General features: G+C 59.8%; 20 protein-coding genes and 1 pseudogene. 18 read left to right on the forward strand and 3 right to left on the reverse strand.

The features are described 5' to 3' along the window. Positions 1–195: 195 nt before the first annotated feature. The 14 genes and pseudogenes from sicA to J3P96_RS09510 all read left to right on the forward strand — a co-directional run bounded on the left by sicA (position 196) and on the right by J3P96_RS09510 (position 12177). Positions 196–687, forward strand: coding sequence for a type III secretion system translocator chaperone SicA (sicA, locus tag J3P96_RS09445; protein WP_434656636.1), 492 nt, complete (start codon positions 196–198; stop codon positions 685–687). Further along, the gene (sctE, locus tag J3P96_RS09450) at positions 684–2453 is read left to right on the forward strand and encodes a type III secretion system translocon subunit SctE (RefSeq protein ID WP_434656639.1); all 1770 of its coding nucleotides are present in this window, start codon (positions 684–686) and stop codon (positions 2451–2453) included. The genes sicA and sctE overlap by 4 nt, the downstream gene beginning before the upstream one ends. A 24-nt stretch (positions 2454–2477) precedes the next feature. Then, the gene (locus J3P96_RS09455) at positions 2478–3557 is read left to right on the forward strand and encodes a cell invasion protein (protein ID WP_434656641.1); all 1080 of its coding nucleotides are present in this window, start codon (positions 2478–2480) and stop codon (positions 3555–3557) included. A gap of 11 nt (positions 3558–3568) precedes the next feature. Then, on the forward strand, positions 3569–4570 hold the full coding sequence (locus tag J3P96_RS09460; RefSeq protein ID WP_434656642.1) for an IpaD/SipD/SspD family type III secretion system needle tip protein: 1002 nt from the start codon (positions 3569–3571) through the stop codon (positions 4568–4570). Between the two features lie 67 nt (positions 4571–4637). Beyond that, positions 4638–5798, forward strand: a complete 1161-nt coding sequence (locus J3P96_RS09465) for a hypothetical protein (RefSeq protein WP_434656644.1) — start codon at positions 4638–4640, stop codon at positions 5796–5798. 335 nt (positions 5799–6133) lie between these two features. Then, entirely contained in the window at positions 6134–7369 is a 1236-nt protein-coding gene (locus J3P96_RS09470; RefSeq protein ID WP_434656645.1) for a winged helix-turn-helix domain-containing protein, read from the forward strand. 56 nt (positions 7370–7425) lie between these two features. Next, entirely contained in the window at positions 7426–7830 is a 405-nt protein-coding gene (locus J3P96_RS09475) for a transglycosylase SLT domain-containing protein (RefSeq protein ID WP_434656646.1), read from the forward strand. Positions 7831–7959: 129 nt separating this feature from the next. Next, positions 7960–9141, forward strand: a complete 1182-nt coding sequence (locus J3P96_RS09480) for a PrgH/EprH family type III secretion apparatus protein (protein WP_434656648.1) — start codon at positions 7960–7962, stop codon at positions 9139–9141. 3 nt (positions 9142–9144) lie between these two features. After that, positions 9145–9411, forward strand: coding sequence for a type III secretion system needle filament subunit SctF (gene sctF, locus J3P96_RS09485; RefSeq protein ID WP_434656650.1), 267 nt, complete (start codon positions 9145–9147; stop codon positions 9409–9411). A 60-nt stretch (positions 9412–9471) separates the two neighbouring features. Then, positions 9472–9780, forward strand: a complete 309-nt coding sequence (sctI, locus tag J3P96_RS09490; RefSeq protein ID WP_434656651.1) for a type III secretion system inner rod subunit SctI — start codon at positions 9472–9474, stop codon at positions 9778–9780. Next, positions 9777–10497, forward strand: a pseudogene (locus J3P96_RS09495) (EscJ/YscJ/HrcJ family type III secretion inner membrane ring protein); the annotation flags it as partial. The gene sctI and the pseudogene J3P96_RS09495, both read left to right, overlap by 4 nt. After that, on the forward strand, positions 10487–11056 hold the full coding sequence (locus J3P96_RS09500) for a secretion system protein (protein WP_434658145.1): 570 nt from the start codon (positions 10487–10489) through the stop codon (positions 11054–11056). The pseudogene J3P96_RS09495 and the gene J3P96_RS09500, both read left to right, overlap by 11 nt. After that, the gene (locus J3P96_RS09505) at positions 11028–11750 is read left to right on the forward strand and encodes an oxygen-regulated invasion protein OrgB (RefSeq protein ID WP_434656653.1); all 723 of its coding nucleotides are present in this window, start codon (positions 11028–11030) and stop codon (positions 11748–11750) included. Before J3P96_RS09500 ends, J3P96_RS09505 begins: the two co-directional genes overlap by 29 nt. Beyond that, positions 11740–12177 (forward strand): hypothetical protein, encoded by a 438-nt coding sequence (locus J3P96_RS09510; protein ID WP_434656655.1) that lies wholly within the window; start codon positions 11740–11742, stop codon positions 12175–12177. The genes J3P96_RS09505 and J3P96_RS09510 overlap by 11 nt, the downstream gene beginning before the upstream one ends. A 57-nt stretch (positions 12178–12234) precedes the next feature. Here J3P96_RS09510 and J3P96_RS09515 read toward each other — a convergent pair whose 3' ends face one another. Further along, positions 12235–13758, reverse strand: a complete 1524-nt coding sequence (locus tag J3P96_RS09515) for a hypothetical protein (RefSeq protein ID WP_434656658.1) — start codon at positions 13756–13758, stop codon at positions 12235–12237. Between the two features lie 172 nt (positions 13759–13930). Between J3P96_RS09515 and J3P96_RS09520 the strand changes: the two genes are divergently transcribed. Further along, complete coding sequence (locus tag J3P96_RS09520) at positions 13931–14950, forward strand: quinone-dependent dihydroorotate dehydrogenase (RefSeq protein WP_434656661.1); 1020 nt, start codon at positions 13931–13933, stop codon at positions 14948–14950. A gap of 166 nt (positions 14951–15116) precedes the next feature. Here the strand turns inward: J3P96_RS09520 and rmf are convergent, their stop codons facing one another. Continuing rightward, positions 15117–15332: a ribosome modulation factor gene (rmf, locus tag J3P96_RS09525; protein WP_003223300.1), complete on the reverse strand. Its 216-nt coding sequence runs from the start codon at positions 15330–15332 to the stop codon at positions 15117–15119. Between the two features lie 531 nt (positions 15333–15863). Between rmf and rlmKL the strand changes: the two genes are divergently transcribed. Both rlmKL and J3P96_RS09535 read left to right on the forward strand, forming a co-directional pair. After that, positions 15864–18134 carry a bifunctional 23S rRNA (guanine(2069)-N(7))-methyltransferase RlmK/23S rRNA (guanine(2445)-N(2))-methyltransferase RlmL gene (gene rlmKL, locus J3P96_RS09530; RefSeq protein ID WP_434656662.1) on the forward strand — a complete coding sequence of 757 codons (2271 nt, stop codon included), beginning with the start codon at positions 15864–15866 and terminating at the stop codon, positions 18132–18134. A 142-nt stretch (positions 18135–18276) separates the two neighbouring features. Further along, positions 18277–20661 (forward strand): sensor domain-containing diguanylate cyclase, encoded by a 2385-nt coding sequence (locus J3P96_RS09535; protein WP_434656665.1) that lies wholly within the window; start codon positions 18277–18279, stop codon positions 20659–20661. Between the two features lie 128 nt (positions 20662–20789). On the opposite strand, the gene dacB is transcribed toward J3P96_RS09535, so the two are convergent. Beyond that, positions 20790–22256, reverse strand: coding sequence for a D-alanyl-D-alanine carboxypeptidase/D-alanyl-D-alanine endopeptidase (dacB, locus tag J3P96_RS09540; RefSeq protein WP_434601346.1), 1467 nt, complete (start codon positions 22254–22256; stop codon positions 20790–20792). Positions 22257–22489: 233 nt separating this feature from the next. On the opposite strand from dacB, the gene J3P96_RS09545 reads away from it, so the two are divergent. Continuing rightward, on the forward strand, positions 22490–22831 hold the full coding sequence (locus tag J3P96_RS09545; protein ID WP_434572947.1) for a YggL family protein: 342 nt from the start codon (positions 22490–22492) through the stop codon (positions 22829–22831). Positions 22832–22964: the final 133 nt, after the last annotated feature.

Consider the following 22964-nt stretch of genomic DNA (forward strand, 5'->3'; position numbering starts at 1 on the left):
TTGAGTCGCTTTTTGGAGGGGGCTGCTGCTCAGCCCAGCGGGAGCAAGCTCCCTCGCCACAAAAGCGGCTTGGCACAAGAGCAGTTTCGTCGGTCTGGTTTTTGTTGCATGAGCGCAATCTGGCAGCGGGCCTTTCAGCGTTTTTGGCTCAATGCATCGGTCAGCAACGCTGGCGTTTTCTCAGGAGTGTGGCGGATGAGTCGCGACAACAAACAAGACGAGCAGGTAGCCCTGGAAGTCGTCGACGCCGTGCTCGGCGGCGCGGCGTTGAAGGATGTGCAAGGCATCACCGACGAACACATGGACAGTCTGTATGCCTTTGCCTTCCAGTTCTATGAACAGGGGAGGCTGGACGATGCCGAGAAGTTCTTCCACTTCCTGTGCATCTACGACTTCTACAACAGCCATTACTGGATGGGACTGGCTGCGGTGCATCAACTCAAGCAAAACCACCAGAAAGCCATCGATCTGTATGCGATTGCCTTCGCCCAGGGCAAGAACGACTACCGGCCCATGTTGTACACCGGCCAGTGTCACCTGGCCTTGGGCAAGGTCGGCAAGGCCCGGTTGTGTTTCGAGTATGTACTGGAACAAACCACGCAAGACGAGCTGCACGAGCAAGCCAGGGTATATCTCGACACGTTGGCTCGCATGATGGAACAGCAAGGTCCGGAGGACTGCACATGAGCGAAATAAGGACGACTGGCCACCCGGGGCATCACGGCCCCATGAGCCGTGGCGAGGCCTTTGAAAAATACGCCGAGGCCGCCGCCAAGGCCGCACGGACGGCGGATTACCAGAAGGCCGGGCAGGACGCTTTGGCACGCCTGATGTCGGTGAAGTACGAAGGCCGCGACGGTCAGCCTGGTGCCAACGCAGGCAAACCCGTACTGCAAGCGCCGCCTCCGCGCGCCGACGGCGGCAAGCCGGATACCAGTGGCGATCTGTTCACGCTGTTGATGGCAATTATCAACGAGCTGATCGGCGAGGTCGACGTCAAGAAGCTGAAGAGTCGCCTGGCAATGCTCCAGAGCATGGCCGGTGCCAGGCAGCAGGGGCATGAAAAACTGTCCGCCGAATACACCGCTGCCGTCCAGGCGATGGAAGTTGCCGAGGGCGACGTCGGCAGTAGCCAGCAACACCTCGATCAGTTGCGTGAACGGGTCGCGCATGCCCAGGGACGGCTGGATGAAAGCGAAGCCAGGCTGACGAAGCTTGACCCGCAATCGCCTGAATACACGCGGGAGCTGGCGCTTCGCGACCAGCTCAAAGGCGAGTTGGCGAGCCACACCCAAGCCTTCAAGGTGGCAACCGATGCTCATCTGAAATTGATCGAAGTGGCCAACGCCTCTGCCAAGGCGGTGAGCGAAACAAGCGCAAAAGTGCATGCCTCCGGCATCAACACGCCAGGCGCTCGGCAAGCCGACGAAAAAGCCCTCTCCAGTGGGGCGCAAGCGTTGTTGAGCCGTTTGCAAATCATCGAGCTGCTCGGCGAGTCGGCGCAAAACAAGGAGGAACTCAATCAGGAGCTTTTCCACGAGCTGCAGGCCAGGCTCCAGGCCCACATGGAACGTGAGTCGGAGAAATACCTGGAAGAAGTCCGCAAGGCTGAGGCATTGCAGAAAACCATGGGCTGCATCGGCAAGATCGTTGGCGCGATATTGGCCATCGCGACCATTGCCGCCGGTGTCTTGACCGCCAATCCGGTGCTGATCGCGGTGGGCGTGGTCGGCGCGGCCGTGATGATCGCCGATTCGGTGATCAAGGATAAAACCGGAGTGTCGTTCATGGGCGAAGTCATGAAGCCGCTGACCATCGTCATGCAGGAAGCCATCAAGCTGTTCACCGAGCTCTACACCAGGTTGCTGGTCGGCCTGGGCGTCGATGAGGACAAGGCCCGGGAAATCGCGCAGATCGCCGGCATGATCCAGGGGATCGTCGCGACGCTGGCCGCCGTCGCGCTGGTAGCCGTGGTCGGGGCGCAGGTGATCGGGCCGATGCTCAGCGCCGTCGCTTCGAAACTCGCCTCGCTGGTCGCCCAGGCCGCACCCGCGGCGATGCAGGCGATGAAGCAAGTGGCAACCTCGGTCGGCAATACACTGACCCAGATGCTGACGCAACTGCGCAGCATCATTACCAACGGCGCCGATCCGGTAACGCTGGCGCGCTATGCCGCCAACCTGGAGATCACCCAGGCAATCACTGAATTCGGCAACGTGGCGGTGCAAGGCGGATTACAGATCAAGAGCGGCCAGCACCAGGCCCAGGCGGCCATGCACCTCGCCGATGTGCGGGTGCGCATGGCCATCAGCGAGGAAGTCACCACCTACCTCACCCGAGTGGTCGAGGACTACGGCCAGGCAATGCAGGCCCGTACCCGTCAGATCGAACAACTGTTTGCCGACCTGCAACGAAGCCATTCCGTCAGCCTGCAAATGGCCCGGCACGTCTGACATCCCATCCGACAGGAACCCATCATGACCCTCATTATCACCACGGTCGGGATCGTTCCCGCTGCCGTTCACCACGACTCGTCCAACGACACAGGGCCAAGCGGACCTTCGCGGGACAAGTCCCTCGCGGGTTCGCCGATGCTCGACCGGATCACCGCGAAGCAGGTACTCCAGGACAGCCAGTTTCCGACGCCATCGGTTACGGAACTGGAAAACCGGATCAACGCCTATCAGCCTACTGAATCCGATCGAAAGGACTTCGATGAAGCCCTGTCGATGGTCGGCGAAGACGTGCGCAACGACCTGGTGTTTGACCCGGGCGCCTGGGAGAAACATGCCAACGTTCTGGTGGCCGCGATCATCGCGTTGAACATCGCACGGGTCGCCAACGCGCAGCTACGCGGCCACTTCGGCGTCATGGCCGCCGAGGCGGCCAAGGCCCAGGGCGCGGCCATCGTCGAGTCAGGCCGGGCGGCGCTTAACAGCGCCATCACGGCGGCGGTCGTGTCCGGCGCCATCGCAGGCTTCGCCATGGTCAAGACTTTCCAGGGCCAGAATCTCAAGCATGCGGATATCGACCTGAACAAGCGCAACACGCTGGATGCCGGCAACGTTGAGCGCGACCTCAAGCTTGAGCGCGAGCGCAACGACTGGAATCCGGATGCCACTTACAAGCTCAAGACACTCGATGACTTCGGTCGCCCGACGACAGTCGATTTCAAACCCAAGGGTTCGGCACTGACGCCGCAGGAACAGGCCTGGTTCGACGGCGAGATCCTCAAGGCCCAGAAGGTCGGCCAGACCTCCGACTGGTTGAGCCAGATGGGCAGCAAGGGCATCGAGAAGAAACTGGAAATCGGACGCGCACTCAACGCCATGTCGATGAGCATGAGCCAGGTCGTGGCGAACACGGTACGCATGGCCGAGCACGCGGCGCGGGAAAAGGAGGTGTTGATGCAGAGCGCCCAGACCAGCCAGAAGACCTTGGGCGATGAGATTGGGCAGAAAGACGCAGCGGAAGCGGCGCTGGTGCAAAAACTGATGGAAATGGTGATGCAGCTCTTTCAATCGCGGAGCGATGTCATTCGTGCCCTGACGGCCTAGGAGTCAATCAGATGATCATTCAAGGGTTCACCCCAACCAACCACCGACTCACCGAACCGAACACCGCAGCCTCGCCGCCGACACCCGCCGAAATGCCCGCCGCCGTCGGGCCGGGATTTGATCTGGCGGACCCGCTGGAACGTTCGGTAAAAAACCTCAATCGACATCTCGATCGTGCACTCGACGGGTCGACCGGGCAGGCCAAGGGGGCGCGCTACGAAATGTGGGCGCATCAGTTGCAGCAATGTTTCGCCGTGATGACCTACAGCATCCAGGCGGCGCCCCTGAGCGAGGGACAGCTTAAGCAACTGGCAGACAAGCAGGACAAGATTCTGAACAACCTGTATGAACAGCGGACCCCGCCGGAAATCGGCGCGTTCAATACCGAGGAACCCGAGGACTTTTTCAAGAAACTGCGTGACCTGATCGACCTGATCAAGAACGGCTACCTTGCCGGCTATGAACATATCATCAAGGCCTACTCGGACTTTTTCGCCGAGTTCAACTCGAAAATCACTGCGATGATGAAGGATTGGGTCGAAGGGGTGGATGACGGCAAAAAGGTTGAGTTGGAGGCCGGTAAATTGCATGACGCATTGACTGAGCTTATTGCCAACTACACCCATCCCAAGTCTGCCTCTGTTCTTTTTCCGAAACCGGGTAGTGAGGGAGCCAGCAAGAAAGAAGCCGAGAAGTGGCTTGAAGCGTTGGGCCTGCCCCCGCAGTGTTTAAAGGAGAACGACGATGGCAGTTGGTGCGTCGTCATCGATACAGGCCCGCTTTGGAGTATGACCGGCAGTTTGCCGTCCAGCGGCACCGTAACGTGGGACACCGCCAGATTCAACGCCTGGCAAACCGGCTTCAACGCCCAGGAAGAACGCATGAAAAACATGCTGCAGTCCTTGACGCAGAAATATTCGAACGCCAATTCATATCACGATAATTTCAACAAGACGTTATCGGCGCACTTGAATCAGTTTGCGGATATGTTGAAGGCAATGTTGAGTTTTTGAATTGCATTAGCGCAGTTTGTTTGATGCAAAGCTGTTTCAATAATTGGTTAAATCGCAAGGAAGTATGATGATGTTAGGTAGCGTAAATTTTAATCGATCAGCTAGCCTGATGGATCTTAGTCCATTGGCGCAAAAAAACGAGCAGGGCAGTCTCGGCGAAAAATTGGTGGTTGTGAAGAATTCGTCGCGAGAGTTCAAAAGCATCCTTGATAAATATGGAATTGATCTGAACCTTGATCATGTGGCCAAAGCCCAGGCTCAGGAATCATCGATAATTCTTGCCCATAGAAGTCCAGAGGGTCAGATCAATCTCAAGACCGGTTTATATATTTCGGACCCTCAGGCGGGGGATAAATATGGGGTATTCAGATTCCATGAAGGCCCTGCGACAGTAAAATATCAGGTGCCGGAGTGCACCAAGCTCAACGTTAACGAGCATAGTCTGAACGCGTTGCGGGATACTTATCATCAGATTTCAGGTGTCACCGGTTTCTTGAGGAATGTTCTTGATCTGATCCCAGGCAAGGACCTGGATATATTTTCAAGTCGTCCTGAATATTTTTCCTATCTGCCGCCCGTGAGTTCGGCCTCCAACGGTTTCCTGATTTTTCCGAATGCACCTTATATTGATTTGAATGCTCTCTCCGCAAGTCCCGCCGAGCTCAAGGATCGGCGAAACGGTATATGCCTGGGCGCTTATGCCATTCACCCGAATCAAAATCTGTCACTCATCGAAAAGATGGGCGTCGCCACTGGTTTTGCAGAGTCGCAGGTCAAGGCCGATCACACCGATAACAAGCGCACCCTATCAGAAATAGAAGCAGGTACCGATGTTAAGTATCTGGCCTCGATTCTTGATTTGGGTGCTGAAGACATAGGGATGTTGAAGGCGTTGCAGCGGCACGTGCTCAGTTATTTGGCCGAGACTTACGATGTTGACGCCAATGTTGATAAGGTCCAGTTGTATTTCCACTTTCCGCCTGCTGATGTGACGGCGACGTTGCACCTGCATGCACGTGTCAACGTTGCCGATCATCCCCTTAACCAGGCTCGCTCTTTTGGATTGAGTGATGTCATCAAAACACTGGAGGATGGCGGAACGATGAACGAGCTGGTTTTAGGAAGAAACGATGGTGTGTTGTACACGTTGGTCAATGAAGCTGATTCCATCCGAGTCATACCCGAAAAATCCAGGTCGGAAAATCCGTACACGCTGAAGCTAACTTGATGGTGTTGTGAAAGGGGTTAATGTTGCGTCCATTATTTTTGCAAGGTGCTGCTGGTTGTGCCGAAGGCGTGAAGATGATGCGATTCAGGTAGGTTTTGGTCCCACAGTTCGTGTCGCGATTTCCTACGTCTACAGCATCCAAATCCTACGGACTCCTCCCAAACATCTTCCTATAGTCACGCAGCTCGTCTCCCGAGCCCGATCACACGCCGGGCTCGATCGCGCTTCAGTAACTTTCTATAGAGAAATCCTAGTGTATGGACAGTACAACTGATCAAACACCTGCTCAGTCATATGTTTTTGACCGCTGGTTATTGCAAAGCGATGGAACGCTGATGCGAGAGGGACAAGGAGTTCACGTTCCACCCAAAGAGTTGCAAGTGCTGCGCCTGTTGTTGCGGTCGGCGGGTACGGTCGTCCACAAGGATTACTTGCTGGACCATGTCTGGCCGCGAATGGATGCTGCAGAGGAGTCATTGACCCGTTGTATCTATGCATTGCGCAAATTGTTCAGGGAGGACAAGGATTACATTGCGACGGTTTACGGCCAGGGTTATCGATTCACCGGTTGCGTGGTTGAACTCGATGTGCCGAGCCAGGCGAGGGTGATAGCGCCGTCGCTGGCGGTTTTGCCTTTTCGTCACCTGGATGAGATGGCCGCGCTGGACCTGCAGGACCTGATGATCCGTCAACTGACCACGGCATTCGGCGAGGCGCTGCACGTCATTCCCTCGGGGCTGATCGCGTCCGCCCTGGTATCGGCGGATTCACGGTCGCTGGCCGGGCGACTGTCGGCAGATTATTGCCTGAGCGGGCGTCATATCGGCTTGGGTGAACAGCGACACTGGTCGGTCGAATTGATTCGTGGCGGTGACCAGGCGCTGCTGCATGGGCAGACGCTGGACGCCCTCGACCGAGGGGAGGCACTGGGCGCGCTGACTTGTCTGGTTGCTCAGCGTGTGCCCGGCTTGCGCCCGGTGGGTGATCGTTGTGGGTCTTATCCGGTGGCGATGGCCTATCTCAATGGGCTGTGCTGCTTACAGCAACACACTGCGCAAAGTCTGCGTGACGCCCTGGTGTTGTTCGGGCATTGCCTGAAGCTCGATGCCGGGTATGCGCCGCCCTGGTGCGGTGTGGCTGATGTCTGGCTGGGGCAGGTAATGATCGGACTGGGTGAGCCGGAGCGGGCGGTCGAAGAAGCGCATTCGGCGGTTTCCCAGGCGTTGGCGCTGGACCCTTACAGCGTCCCGGCATTGACGCGACTGGCGCTGCTGACCAGCCTGCGCGGTTGCGACCAGGCGGCCCAAGTGTTGTTCCGGCGCTGCCTGTTGTCGGTCGACCAGGCGGATGTCCACTATTTCCATGCCTGGCACCACTGGTCCTGGCAGCGCAGCGATCAGGCTGCGCGGAGTATCGACAAGTGCCTGCAACATGATCCAGGGTGTGTCCGGGCGCAAGCCTTGCAGGCTCGAATTGAGCTTGGGCGCGATGGCGAATCGGTGGGTGCCTGGGCGTATCGGAACCTGCAACCGGGAGGCAGCCGTCCTGTCCATGAGCGGTGTCTGGCATGAGCCGGCGCGGGGCTCGCTGGTTTCGTTGGCCGCTTTACCTGGGCCTGATAGTGAGCATGCCTCAGGCGCACGCCTTCTGCTGGAGCAAGGCGGGCGAGGCGCATGCGATCGAGCCCGAGTTGCTGCAAGCGATTGCCGACGTCGAATCCTCCCGGCGCTCCGATGTAATCAACCACAATGGCAATGGCACGCGTGATATCGGCCTGATGCAGATCAACAGCATCCACCTGCAACGATTGCGTGCCCGGGGTATTACCGAGCGACGTTTGCTGGCCGAACCTTGCCTGTCGGTGGAGGTCGGCGCATCGGTGCTCGCCGGGTTCATCAAGCGTTACGGTTATAACTGGACGGCGGTCGGCGCCTACAACGCGGGAAACTCTCCCGACCGTCAGGCCGCGCGGATACGTTATGCGCGCAAGGTCTGGCAGCGCTATCAAGTGCTCACCCAAGCCCGGGAATGACGGTGCCAATGACCCGGCGGGTCGGTAATTCTGATCCTGCGCAGGCAGCGATCGACAGAATCCCATCAGGAAGTCCACGGACGGATTTCCTACCCTGCTTGCTCACTTGTCTGCGCCGGAATTTCTACCGTGACAGTCCCGACGGCCACCGTTCTACAGCGCTATATCCTGCGGATCTTCAACGGTCCGTTGCAGGGTGCCGAGTTCCCGCTGGACGAAGGCTCGACCTTGTTTGTGGTCGGGCCTGCGCAGGTGCTGGGGAACGAAACGCGTTGCGCCAGCGTTCCCGTCAGTACGATCTACGTGCCGCTGGAACAGGGTGGATGCAATTTTGAGGTATTGGCCGATCAGGCCACTTCCGATGGAGCGCCGGTGCGGCTGCTGGGCGATTCGGTGGAGGTACGCCACTGTGCCTTCCAGGTCCGGGTCTGGATGGGCGGACTGGAAATTGCCTTGCGTCCCGACAACCAGTCCTGGGCTTGCGGACTTTTCACCCTGCCGGGCAGCGAGCCGATTCACCAGGATGCTTTCGCAAGCTGGACTGCGCCGTCGATGCGCCGGGCTGCTGGCGGGCTGGCGCTGCTTGTGTCGGTGATCGCCGCAAGTTTCTGGGGACTGCCGGAGCCGACGCCCGAGGCGGATATCCACGCATTGATCGCTGGGGCCAGTACGAAGGCGCAAGTGTTGCGCGGCCGTGATGGTTCGGTCTACGTCTTTGTCGCTTCCGAACGCGATGCCGGCTGGAGTCGGCAGGTACTGATGCGTCACGACACTTCGGCCGGTCAGGTGCTGCTGATCGATCAGGAGCGCCGTCGATTGGAGCAATTATTGGTCGATCACGATCCGCAACTGGCTTGGCATTTCCTCGATCTCAAGAACCCCTCGGTGCCGCGTCTGCTGCTCAGCGCGCAACGCAATGTGCTCGCACCGGACAAGCAGGCAAGGTTACTTGAAGTGCTGCTCGCGGCGGCGCCGTATGCACGCGACATCGTGGTGCAGATGCAGGACGACGCGCTGCTTGCCGACGCGGCGCAAAGTGGCCTGGAACGGCTTGCATTGGTTTTCGAGCGGACCGAGCACGAGGGCGGCGTCACGTTCGCCGTCGCAGGCAACCTGCAGGACTACGAGCTGGCCGCCGCGCGCGGGTTCGTCGATGAGTTTTACCGGCAGTGGGGTAATCGTCATGTGCATTTCACTGTCGAGCTGAAGGACGAGGCGCTCAAGGGCAAGTCGTTTCAAACCGGCCCGCAGGGCTACGTCAAGACGAGTGTTTCGTCCTGGCATTTTCCTCCAGACAAACAGAGTAGGTAAGCAATGAACGATACCTTGCCCATAAGAGTTCCTGAGTTTCACGATGATTTTCTAGGCCAGCAAGCGGCCGATTTCGAAGTTGGCGCAGTAAAACTCAAAGATATCCTGGATAAAGCACTTACAGCTCTCAAAGGCGATGCCTCTGACCCTACCAAACTGGCCGAATACCAGGCCGCATTTTCATCGTACACGGTGTTCCGAAACGCCCAGACCAACACGGTCAAGGGCTTCAAGGACATCGACATGGCGATCATCCAGGCGGCGCGCTGAAGCGTTCTCTTCTTCATTGGCCATTGCCCCGCGGCAATGGCCACCTGCACAGGTGCACCTATGTCCATCCAGAACCTTTCCCCTTCGCTCATCGCCCAGTCATCCCTCAGCGAGTTGCGTAGCCCCGGAGAAGTCCCGGTCGTTTCACTTGAATCACGACTGATCGAGGCGTTTGCCGGCTCGGCGGTCAACAGCGGGCAGGAAGTTTCGGCAATCAACCAGTTGACTCAGCGCGCCGATGTCACCGACCCGGAAGTGCTCGCACGGTTGCAGGAACTGACAGGGCAGTACAACGTCGACATCAATTTGCTCAACGTGCTGGTACGCAAAGCGGTAGGCACGGCTGAAACCCTTTTGCGTGCATCATGAAACCGGGCGTGTGGCTGATTCTGCTGTGCCTCGCATTGTCGGCGTGCCGACAGCCCAGCCTGCTCGAAGGCCTGGATCAGCAGCAGGCCAACGAAGTGCTCTCGGTGCTGCAGCGCAACAACATCGTGGCGGTTAAAGTCGATGGCGGAAAAACCGGTTATGCAGTGAAGATCGATCAGCGCGACTTCGCGGCCGCGGTCGATCTGCTCAACCTCTATTCGTTGCCGTCGCGACCACGCCTGCAGGTGGCCGAGATGTTTCCCGCAGATGCTCTGGTGGCCTCGCCCCGGGCGGAAAAAGCCCGGCTGTATTCAGCGTTGGAGCAGCGTATCGAACAATCGTTGGGCGTACTTGAAGGTGTGGTTTCCGCGCGGGTGCATGTCAGTTACGACCTGGATGCCGGGGAAGGCGGGCGTGCGGCGCCGCCCATTCATCTTTCTGCGATGGTCCTGCATGAGCGCGATGTCGAACCGCAACTGCTGATTACCGATATCAAGCGTTTCCTCAAGAACAGCTTTGCGGCCGTCGGCTACGAAAACATTTCGGTGGTACTGTCCAAGCGAGCGCCTATCCAGCATGTCGCGCCTTCGGTGGCTGTCACTCAAGGGCGGTCGAACTGGCCTTGGTGGCTGATCGGGATAACCGCTGTACTGACTATCGGTGGCGCGGCCTGGGCCTATCCAGTCGTCAGGCGCAGGGCGCGGTGATGTCGTCCGAGGCATGTCTGCAGGCGATCCTGGCCGAGCCTTTGGCTTACCTGCACCGGCAACGGCTGGTTGTCCCTGCAGGGTTCGATGGGCCCGAAGCGCGCAGCTTGCTCAATCGGATGGTGCTGGACGGGCTGGCGCTGCAGGGACCGGGGTTAGCGTCGCCGCCGCTGACGGCTGTGGCGCAACAATGGGTTCGTCATTGGCAACAGTTGCCCTATATCGCCAGGTTGATCGGGGCCGCTCGCTGGATGCCGGACCTCGCGCGCGGCGCGGCGCTGCTGCGCCTGGCGGAGCCGGTCCGCCGGTTTGCCTGCTACGGTTTCGGTAGTGGCGGCGCACTGATGTTCGATGGCTCACCGATTTCGGTGGACCAGGTCGATGCCGCTGGCCTCAACGCGTTAAGCAGCTGGTGCGAGCAGGTTCCGGCCCATCTGGTGGAGCGCCTGCTCCTGCAATTCTCCGAGCCGGTTGTTCGCCTGCACAGGCAATGGCCGCTCGCAAAACCTGACCCAGCTCTTTTTTTCCTGGCGGTGCAGCATGCTCGACTCCATCCGAACCCTGACTGACCTGCCTGCCAGCAGCGATGCGTACCTGGCGCGCGAGGACATCGTCGCTGCGCGTCGCCGCCACGCCTTGCAGCGTGAGGCCCAGCGTCGGGCGCGCGAGTATATCGAGCAGGCACACCGCGACGTCGAGGCGGTACACGCGAAGGCGTTCCAGCAGGGCTATGCCGAGGGCATCCTGCGGGCGACCGGGCATCTGGCCGACGCTTTGCTTGAAGCGCAAACCTTGGCGCTCCAATTGCGCGAAGAGCTGGCCCGGGCGGCGGGTGAGGTGCTCTCGCAAGCTTTGAGTAGCCCGCACTGGTTGGATGAAATGCTTGAGCGTTGGCTTCAGGCACAGCTACCAGACGATTCTGACGCGGTACTGCACTTGCTGCTGCCGTTGCATTGCCGTTCGCGAGGCAACGAACTGCTGGGACACTTGCGTGAACGCTGGTCCGGCAGACTGAGCCTGGAATACCACGCTCAAGAGCGTTATGTGCTGCGGCTCGCCGACCAACTGCTGGAGTTCAATGTCGACGCTGTCCGGCAAAGGCTGGAGCCAAGGTTGTTGGCGAAAGTCGCCAATCTGCCTGAGGCAGCCCGCGCCCTGGACCAGACATCGAGACAGATGCTCATCGACTTGTGCTCGATTTTTGCCGAGCGTCCCGCAGATTCGCCACGTTCCGCAAAATCCAAGGTTGAACATGAAAATTGAAGCAAGTGCCGGTTCCGACGTGCCGGATTCAAGTGCCTGCCCTCCGGTCGAGACCTTGGAATCCCGGCTGCTTGCCGCTCGCCAGCCGGCGGTAGAAAGCCCGTCTTCGGATCCGCAGTTCGAGCAGCTGTATCAATTGCTGCTGGCGATGGAGGGGGAAGGGGAGAAAGCGATCTACGAGTTCATCCGCACGCGACTGGGTGCAGATGGAGAGACGCGTGCGTATCCCACCGCCAAGGAGTTGCTGGGGGTTACTCAGCGGGTCTTGGTTCAACTGGTGAAGGGGGGGCTGAGGGACTCATGCCTGTACGAGGAAGTCGCGGGCGCCAATGGCCGGGCGTTCTCGATGGATCTGTTCACGAAAGACTTCATGCGGCAGGTATTCCAGCCGATGGGGGATGAGGCCTGGGAAAAGACTGAGTGGTAAATGCCATGCGCCTTGGCGAGAAGCGAGGCGCAGGCGTTTTTTCTCTGGAAGAAGTTGTTACGGCGCTGAGCGTTGGTTGATGTACACGCTGCTCCCGCGCGCAACGAAAAATAAGGCAGCAATCAGTAGATTGGCGATATGGTCCACCGTTTCTTTCGGGATTGGCAGGGTCGAAAAGTATCGGGACGTCGAGATCAAAATGCCATAGAGCGTCTGGCCCGTGGAGGTTCGTATCGCGTTGGTGGACAGCAATTGGTCAAGCGCTTGCTCGGTGGTAGGGGTTCGTAGGGCGAGGGGATCAAGCCGGTAGCCTTTTTCAGAAGCGTTCGGCTGAAAGAAATGCATCACTTCACCCCCGAGCACTTGCCCGGCGACGTCGGCGCCGGCGTTGAAAACACCCCGCAATACATCGTGCCCCAATACCGGAACCAGGGACTCGACGATCTGGTTGGCCCGGGCCTCGACCGATAGATTGGCATCGAGAGTCATACCCGCCTGCTGTTCCGCCCAGGATGCAAGTTGAAAGGCCAGGCCTTCCGTCTCGGGCGGTAGTGGCTCGCGACTTTGCGCCATCACGTATCCGGGTCCGGAATGCGGTGCGGTGTAGTTCATGCCGGTAAAGGACAGGAACTGAAGGGCGCCGTTCAGCGCACCGGTGGCTGCCGTGCCGTTGGCGTTGGCCGTTGTGTTGTCTTTGGTCGGGCAAAACAGGTTCACCAGGTCCTGGGCAAAAGTATAGAAAGCCATTTGTGGGCCGAAGGAAGCCAATGCCGGCAGCACGGTGGGTACCGATACCGCGGCAGCGAAAGCGGCTATCGACAGCGCGAATGCGGCGAGGCGAGCCAGGCGCGTTTCTGCGTTTGCAGTTCCGTTGCACTCGTCGCGGATCGCGCCGAGGGTGTTCAGTACCGGGCCGATGGCCAGGGCTATTCCACCGATAACGCTGCGAGTCAGAGGCGAGGCGGCATTGGATTGCAAGGCTTTTTCTACGGCGAACCCGATGAGCTGCCTGAGCACCGTCAAGGTGCCGGTAACCAGCCCGGTGCGCACAGTGGAAATGGTCAGGTTGCTGGCCCAGCGTCCGAGGTCGCCTTCGAATTCGTTCCTGGCCAGTTTGCCCAACTGCTCGCCGAGATAATCCATGAGGATTGTGCCGCGTTGTATGAGTGTTTCGGGCTCTGCGGAGTGTATCGAGTTATCGAAAAGCTCTGGACTCTCGATATCCAGGACGATGTAGTCGCTCCGGTCTTTTATTCGGTCGGGGACGCCCTGCATCAACGCTTGTATGTCAAGAACCAGCTCCTGGACCTTGATCGGAGCATTCTCCATGCTTTGCGCTATGAGATCGGCAAGTTCATCGTTGACGCTTGTCAGCATCGGGACGATGTTGTCCATCCGCAGTCGATCCATTCGCTGGTCGGGCTCACTCAAATGTTCGAGCAGCTCGCTATGAGCCTTGGTGCAATCGCCCATTTCTATGGTCGTGTGAAGCTTGTTCGTGGTGTTGGCCGCTGGACCGTTCGTGTTGACGCCTGATGGGTTGAAAGGTGAGGTAATCAAGCCTGGAGTCAAAGGGATCATTATTCATCCTGCATGATTGGGGGGCCGATGAGCTGTTACGGCTGTTTAATCATCAAGCGCTTCCGGGAGGCGGAACTATCAAATAGCGCTCTATTGACAGGGTTGCTCGCCTGGCCTCTTCCGGCCCGGCTATAATCGCCGACTCATTTCTCTGATCGAGTCAAAGCCGCCCATGTACACCCTGGCCCGTGAACTGCTGTTCAAACTTTCCCCGGAAACTTCCCATGATCTGTCCCTGGACCTGATCGGCGCGGGTGGACGTTTGGGGCTCAACGGGTTGCTGTGCAAGGCCCCGGCAAAACTGCCGGTGACAGTCATGGGCCTGGAATTTCCCAACCCGGTCGGCCTGGCCGCAGGCCTGGACAAGAATGGCGCGGCCATCGACGGGTTCGCCCAGCTGGGGTTCGGCTTCGTTGAAATCGGCACCGTGACGCCGCGTCCGCAGCCGGGCAATCCCAAGCCACGGCTGTTCCGTTTGCCGCAGGCCGAGGCAATCATCAACCGCATGGGCTTCAACAACCTGGGCGTCGATCATCTACTGGCCCGTGTGGCTGCTGCCAGGTACAAGGGTGTGCTGGGGATCAACATCGGCAAGAACTTCGATACGCCGGTGGAGCGCGCCGTCGACGATTACCTGATCTGCCTGGACAAGGTCTACGCTCACGCCAGTTATGTGACCGTCAACGTCAGTTCGCCGAACACGCCAGGGCTGCGCAGCCTGCAGTTCGGCGATTCGCTCAAGCAATTGCTGGCCGACCTGGCGCGACGTCGCGCGGAACTGGCGGTGACGCACGGCAGGCATGTGCCGCTGGCCATCAAGATTGCCCCGGACATGAGCGACGAAGAAACCGTCCAAGTGGCCCAGGCCTTGATCGAGACCGGCATGGATGCGGTGATCGCCACCAACACCACGCTGGGCCGCGAAGGTGTAGAAGGCCTGGAGCATGGTGACGAGGCGGGCGGCCTGTCCGGCGCTCCGGTGCGCGACAAGAGCACCCACACGGTGAAAGTGCTGGCCGGCGAATTGGCGGGACGCTTGCCGATCATCGCGGCGGGCGGTATTACCGAAGGCCGGCACGCCGCCGAGAAAATCACGGCAGGGGCGAGCCTGGTGCAGGTTTATTCCGGGTTCATCTACAAGGGCCCGACGTTGATTCGCGAGTCGGTGGATGCGATTGCGGCGTTGGGTTGATTCCCAAGGCTGGTCACTGAACAGATCCCATGGGTTTTGTCATGCCCATTAAAAAGGGCTCCTCAAGGGAGCCCTCTGGGCCGTAGCCCGCCGCCCGGATGGGACGTGCGTGGTTAAAACGGTTTGAATGTCAGATTGTCGGGTTTTTGATTATCAGGGCCCTGTGTCAGCCGACGGCGTGAAGTTCGTTGAGTCTGTGGATACCCGCAGTGCCGGTCATACCGTCCCAGTTGTCGCCGCGTCCTTCTCGCCAGCCGTTGATCCAGGCTTGACGTACCGACGGTAGAGTAAAGGGGCAAAGCTCACGGGATTTACCACCAACGCCATATTGGTAACCGCGTAAAAATGCTCTTTCCAACGGATCACGCTTAAGTCTTCTCATAGGGTGTTGCCCTCACTTGTTGACTGTTGCTTAGCGTCGACCTCTATCGAGGCCGGGGCAGAATCATTCTGCCGTTGGTGGCTCGTTGCCGGCGTGACGAGCCAAGGGTGTTGACGCCGTTGCGACGTCAACCTGTGGTGAGTTCTAACCAAAGCGTCACATGGATGGAATGATCGTTTTGTCATAAGCACGTAACAGGAAAGATGTTAGTGCGATAAGTAACATCATGTTCGGCGCCCGCTTTTGCGTCAGACCCCTGTATGATCAGCCCTGCGCCGAAGGGCGGTCGCCGGTGTCGAATGAGAATGTCCCCCCGTTGCACTCGGGTACTATTCGACGAAAGGGACAACTTTTCACAATTTGTTGCACAGAATTTTCTAGCTGTCCTCGCATCTAAGCTCTTTGAACCTGAGCGGCGAGGACGGAACGGCACACGTTCGTGCCACGCGGGTGCTCTTGAGAAAAGCACCTGATTGAACCCGGCCCGGCAATGCGTTGCCCGGCCCACTTAGCCAAAGGCTCTGGAATCCCATGTCCGATCGTTTCGAACTCTTCCTCACTTGCCCCAAGGGCCTCGAAGGCCTGCTTCTCGAGGAAGCCGTCGGGCTTGGCCTTGAAGAAGCGCGCGAGCACACCTCGGCCGTTCGCGGCATCGCGGACATGGAAACGGCCTATCGCCTGTGCCTGTGGTCGCGCCTGGCGAACCGCGTATTGCTGGTGCTCAAGCGCTTCGCGATGAAAGACGCGGAAGACCTGTACCACGGCGTGCTGGACGTCGACTGGCAAGACCACATGCTCGCCGATGGCACCTTGGCGGTCGAGTTCAGCGGTCACGGCTCGGGCATCGACAACACACATTTCGGCGCCTTGAAGGTCAAGGATGCCATTGTCGACAAGCTGCGCACGCCGTCGGGCGAGCGGCCATCCATCGACAAGCTCAACCCGGACCTGCGCATCCACCTGCGCCTGGACCGTGGCGAAGCAATCCTGTCCCTCGACCTTTCCGGCCATAGCCTGCACCAACGTGGCTATCGCTTGCAGCAGGGCGCCGCCCCGCTGAAGGAAAACCTCGCCGCCGCGATCCTGATTCGCGCCGGTTGGCCACGCATTGCCGCCGAAGGCGGGGCACTGGCGGACCCGATGTGCGGCGTCGGCACGTTCCTGGTGGAAGCCGGAATGATCGCCGCCGACATGGCGCCGAACCTGCGTCGCCAGCAATGGGGCTTTACCGCCTGGCTCGGCCACGTGCCGGCGTTATGGAAAAAACTCCACGAAGAAGCCAGCGAGCGCGCCGCCGCCGGGCTGGCCAAACCACCGTTGTGGATTCGCGGCTACGAAGCTGACCCACGGCTCATCCAGCCGGGCCGCAACAACGTCGAACGTGCGGGCCTGAGCGAGTGGATCAAGATCTATCAGGGTGAGGTCGCCACCTTCGAGCCGCGTCCGGACCAGAACCAGAAGGGCCTGGTGATCTGCAACCCGCCGTACGGCGAGCGTCTGGGCGACGAAGCCAGCCTGCTCTATCTGTACCAGAATCTCGGTGAACGCCTGCGCCAGGCCTGCCTCAACTGGGAGGCCGCGGTGTTCACTGGCGCGCCGGACCTGGGCAAGCGCATGGGCATTCGCAGCCACAAGCAGTATTCGTTCTGGAACGGCGCCTTGCCGTGCAAGTTGCTGCTGATCAAGGTGCTCCCGGATCAGTTCGTCACTGGCGAGCGGCGCACCCCGGAACAACGCCAGGCCGAGCGTGAACAGGCTGTCTACGATCAAACCCCTGAAGTACCGCAAGAGCGCCAGTACAACAAGAATGGCAACCCGATCAAACCGGCCCCGGCGCCAGCCCCTGTGGTCGAGCAGGCGCGGTTGAGCGAAGGCGGGCAGATGTTCGCCAATCGCCTGCAGAAAAATCTCAAGCTGCTGGGCAAGTGGGCCAAGCGTGAGGGCGTCGACTGCTACCGGGTCTATGATGCCGACATGCCGGAATATTCCATGGCCATCGACCTGTACCACGATTGGGTGCACGTCCAGGAATACGTCGCGCCGAAGTCCATCGACCCGGAAAAGGCCTCGGCCCGGTTGTTCGATGCGCTGGCGGCCATTCCCCAAGCGTTGAATGTCGACAAGAGCCGCGTCGTCATCAAGCGTCGCGAGCGCCAGAGCGGCACCAAGCAGTACGAGCGCCAGAGCGCCCAGGGCAAGTTCACCGAGGTCAACGAGGGCGGCGTGAAGCTGCTGGTCAACCTCACCGACTACCTCGACACCGGGTTGTTCCTCGATCACCGGCCAATGCGCTTGCGGATCCAGAAAGAGGCCGCCGGCAAGCGCTTCCTCAACCTGTTCTGCTACACCGCGACCGCCAGCGTCCATGCCGCCAAGGGTGGCGCGCGCAGCACCACCAGCGTCGATTTGTCTAAAACCTATCTGGACTGGGCGCGGCGCAACCTGTCGCTCAATGGTTTTTCCGACAAGAACCGCCTGGAGCAGGGCGATGTCATGGCCTGGCTTGAAGCCAGTCGCGACGAGTACGACCTGATCTTCATCGATCCGCCGACGTTCTCCAACTCCAAGCGCATGGAAGGCGTGTTCGACGTGCAGCGCGACCACGTCCAGCTGTTGGACCTGGCCATGGCGCGCCTGGCGCCGGGCGGCGTGCTGTATTTTTCCAACAACTTCCGCAAGTTCCAGCTCGAAGACAACCTGGGCGAGCGTTACGCCGTGGAGGAAATCACCGCCGGGACCATCGACCCGGATTTTGCCCGAAACAGCAAGATTCACCGCGCCTGGAAAATCATGGCGCGCTGACCGGCGGTCGATTGGATCCATGCAGGCCTTGAAATTCAAGGCTTGCAGGCGTTTTTGGGACTGGCAAAAGTAATGGCAAATAGCTATAACTTAGTGTGTGACCGGGGCTGGACCAATACCTGGTCCTTTCTGAGTCATGTTTATGGCATTACATCAGGTGCGTCCCAGGATCCTGGGCTTTATCAGCGAAGATGTTTCAGCATGGCTCGTGGCTTGCGTCGTCCTGATGGCAGGCCTGTTGCTGACCGGTTTGTTGGCCTGGGGCACGTTGAAGCAGTTCAACCAGCAATTGCGCCAGCGCTTCGAATTGCTCGCCGAAGAACGTTATAGCCGCCTCGAAGAGCGTTTCCAGGACCAGGAGCAACGTCTCGACAGTCTGAGGCGGTTCTTTGCCAACTCCGCGGGAGTGTCTGGCGCCGAATTCCATGGCTATACCGAAGCCCTCCTGCGGCGTACCCGGGCCTTTGCCTGGGCGCCACGGGTGCTGCGGGGTGAGCGCCAGGCATTCGAGCAACAGGCACGAGCCGAAGTATCCACTACCTTTACCGTTCGTGAACGAGACGAGGCCGGAATCCTGCGCCAGGCCGCTGAGCGGAATGAATACGCGCCGCTGCTGTATATCCAGAGCCAGCCATCCTATGGCGCGCCGCTGGGCCTGGATCTGCTTTCGCATCCACTGCGCCGTGCCACGCTGGAACGGGCGCGCCAGCGTAACGCCCTGGTAGTTTCCGAGCCTATTGATCTGATCGGGAGCGATCCGGCCTTTGCCCGAGGTGTGATGCTGGCGGCGCCCGTTCTCAAGCCTCTGGCCAGCGAGCCGTTCGGCTACGTGGTGGCGGCCATCAGCATGCGCCAGTTGGTCGCCGATGGGCTGCCGGAGGCGCAGGATGACAGTCTGACGATGCGTGTGATTGATTCCGCCCACGATACCCCTTGGGAAGTCCTGTTCGAAACATCCAACCGACCGGGTAAAAGCGAGCTGTCGGCTGTCCGGATGTTGCGCCTGGCCGATCATGACTTCCGCGTGGAGTTGCGGCCCAGTCTCGCGTTCCTGTCGAACAATCATTCCAGCGTCGTGAGCGTCACGGTGTTGGGCGGGCTGCTCAGCCTGATGCTCAGCGTCTTGCTGTATACGTTGGTCAGCCAGCGACAGCGGGCCTTGGCGCTGGTAGAGCAGCGCACCCGGGAACTGCACGCCCGGGAATCGGAACTGCGCGGCACCCACGGCCAACTGAAGGGCGTGCTCGACGCCGCGACGCAAGTCGCGATCATCGCGACCGACCTGCGCGGTGTCATCACCACGTTCAATGCCGGCGCCGAGCAGATGCTCGGCTACCGCAGCTGCGATGTCCTGCAGAGCATGACCCTGGAAAGTCTTCACGTTCCGCGTGAGCTGCAGCATCGGGCCGCACAGCTGGCCGTGCGTTTCGGCAAGCCAATCCCGACGTGCCATGCGATGCTGCTCGAAGGCGGTGAGCAGGGCGGCCAACAGGCTCGGGAGTGGACCCTGGTGCGCCGCGACGGCAGCCACCTGACGGTCAACATGCTGGCCACGCCCGTGCTCGACGACCAAGGGTTGTGGGTCGGGCACCTGGCAATCTGCATCGACGTCACCGAACGCAAGCGCGTCCACGAAGCCTTGGCCGCACGGGACCTGCTGTTGAAAAAACTCAGCGCCCATGTTCCCGGCGGCATCTATCAGTTCAAGATGGACTTTACCGGTGAGTTCAGCGTGATCTATGCCAGCGACGGCATCCGCGACATCTACGAACTGGAGCCTGACGTGCTGGTACGGCACGCCGAAGCGGTGTTTTCGCGCATCCATCCGCTGGACAGCGCTCGGGTGCGTGCTTCGATCCGCATCTCGGCGGATACATTGAGCCCGTGGCGCGAAGAGTACCGGGTGCAACTGCCGCAGCGCGGTCTGCGCTGGGTACGCGGAGAGGCCACGCCCGAGCAATTGCCTGGCGGCGGTGTGTTGTGGCACGGCTATGTCTCGGACATCTCCGACCTCAAGCGCGTGGAAGAAGAACTGCGGGCGCTGTCGATCACCGACGCCTTGACCGGCATTCGCAACCGACGGTATTTCCAGGAGCGCCTGACTTCGGAGATGGCCCGGGTTGAACGTGGCTCCGGCGAGCTGGCGGTCATCATGCTCGACATCGATCACTTCAAGCGCATTAACGACCAGCATGGCCATGCGGTGGGTGATCGGGTGTTGCAGGCGGTCTGCCAGCGCATCACCCAACGGTTGCGCCGCACGGACGTATTCTGCCGGTTGGGCGGTGAAGAGTTCGTGGTGCTCTGCCCGGATACGGACAATGAAAGTGCCTACACCCTGGCGTTGGGGTTATGGGACGGCCTGCGGGGTTCGCCGATCGACGACATTGGTACCATCACCGCCAGTTTTGGCATCGCCAGCTGGCGCGTCGGCGAAGGTGCCGACGCGCTACTGTTGCGCGCCGACTCAGGTGTGTACGCGGCGAAGCAGGCCGGGCGGGATCGGGTCGAGGTGCAGTTGGGATAGCCTCAGTCTGGATACATACAGTCCACTGTGGGAGCGGGCTTGCTCGCGAACGCGGTGGGTCAGTCACAATCGTACTGACTGATCCACCGCGTTCGCGAGCAAGCCCGCTCCCACTTTGATCTTTGCGATCAGAGCACCGACGCCGTCTGCGGCAGTTTCGGCTGGCGATACAAGTCCAGCAGCACCTGGTCCAGCACGGAGGAGGCGCCCCATGGCTTCGGATCGTTGAGGATCGCCACGACCGCCCAGGTATTGCCATTGATGTCGCGGCTATAGCCGGCAATGGCGCGGACTGTGTTCAACGTACCGGTCTTGACGTGCGCTTCGCCGGCCATGGCGGTGGTCTTGAGGCGTTTGCGCATGGTGCCGTCAGTACCGGCGATGGGCATCGAGCTGATGAACTCCGCCGCATACGGGCTGCGCCATGCCGCCTGCAGCATCGCCGCCATTTCCCGGGCGCTGACCCGTTCGGCGCGGGACAGGCCGGAGCCGTTTTCCATCACCAGGTGCGGCGCGGTGATGCCTTTCTTGGCCAGCCACTGGCGCACCACCCGCTGCGCAGCCTTGGCATCGTCGCCGTCGGCCTCGTTGCGAAACTCCGCGCCCAGGCTCAGGAACAGTTGCTGGGCCATGGTGTTGTTACTGTATTTGTTGATGTCGCGGATAATCTCCGCCAGGTCCGGCGAGAACGCCCGGGCCAGCAGTTTGGCGTTCTTCGGCGTCGCGGCCAGGCGGTCGCTGCCCTGGATGCTGCCGCCCAGCTCCTTCCAGATCGCTCGCACGGCGCCAGCGGTGTAGGTGGCATGGTCGAGCAGCGACAGGTAGGTCTGGGAGCTGCAACCCTCGCCGAGTTGGCCGCTGACGGTCACGGTCATGCTGCCGTCCGCCTGGGCCACCGGGTTGTAGCGCACGCCACCAGTGCATTGCTTGGAGTTGGCGGCCTTGACCACGTTCTCGATGCGGATGCTGGCGATGGGCGGTTCGACCGATATCAGTACCCGGCCAGCGTCATTGCGGGCCACGAAGCGCAGCGCCTTGAGGTTGACCAGCAGCGAATCGGGCTTGACCAGGAAGGGTTTGTTTTCGTCATTGCCGTCGTCGTTGAACTCGGGCAATTGCGGCTGGATGAAGAAGCTGCGGTCCAGCACCAGGTCGCCAGTGATCTGCTGCACGCCGTTGGCCCGCAGGTCACGCATCAGCAGCCAGAGCTTTTCCATGTTCAGCTTGGGATCGCCGCCGCCCTTGAGGTACAGGTTGCCGTTGAGAATGCCCCCGCTGAGGGTGCCGTCGGTGTAGAACTCGGTTTTCCACTGATGGTTCGGCCCGAGCATTTCCAGGGCTGCGTAGGTCGTTACCAGCTTCATGGTGGACGCCGGGTTCACCGAGACATCGGCGTTATACAGCGTCGGGGTGCCGGGGCCGTTGAGCGGTACCATCACCAGGGACAGGGCGTTGTCTTGCAGTTTGCTGTTTTTCAGGGCCTTTTGCACATTCGGCGACAGGGCGGTGTTGATGGTGGCGGCTTGGGTGGTGACAGGCAGGGCCAAAGGAAGAAGAAGGCTGGCCAGAAGCAATGGGCGCAAAGATTTGATCATGTGAAATAAAACCCTACAGGCGAGGGGAAAAGAACGAGGACATGAAAATGAACGCCCTCAACGGTCATGAAAGTGTCGGCATTATGCCCCAAGGCGCAACGGCTTGTGCCGTGCCCAAGCCCAGCGAAGCGGTATTTTTTTACCGGCGGTAGGCGGACTTGCCCGATCAGTCGGGCAATCGACGCACCAAACTGGTAAAGTGCCGGCCGTTATTACTTATGAGGATTGTTCCAATGGCGACTAACCGTTCCCAGCGTCTGCGCAAAAAGCTGTGCGTGGATGAATTTCAAGAGCTGGGTTTCGAACTGAACCTGGATTTCAAAGAAGATCTGGCCGATGAGGCTATTGACGCTTTCCTCGACGCTTTCCTGAAAGAAGCCATGGAAGCCAATGGCCTGGGCTATGTCGGCGGTGACGACTATGGTCTGGTCTGCCTGCAGAAGCGTGGCTCGGTGACCGAAGAGCAGCGCGCTGCCGTTGAAGCCTGGCTCAAGGCCCGTCCTGAGCTGACCAGTGTTGAAGTCAGCCCGCTGATGGATGTCTGGTATCCGGAAAAGCCGATCAACAAGGCTTGATGGTCTGAAAAAACCGGCAACCCGTTTGGGTGCCGGTTTTTTTGTGCCTGTCGGTTGGGTAATTGTTGTCCTTCAGGCCGCTTTCGCGAGCAGGCTCGCTCCCACATTGGGTCGGTGTTCACACATCTCCTGT

The sequence above is a fragment of the Pseudomonas sp. R3-56 genome, assembly GCF_051132075.1.
Taxonomy (GTDB): Bacteria; Pseudomonadota; Gammaproteobacteria; order Pseudomonadales; family Pseudomonadaceae; genus Aquipseudomonas.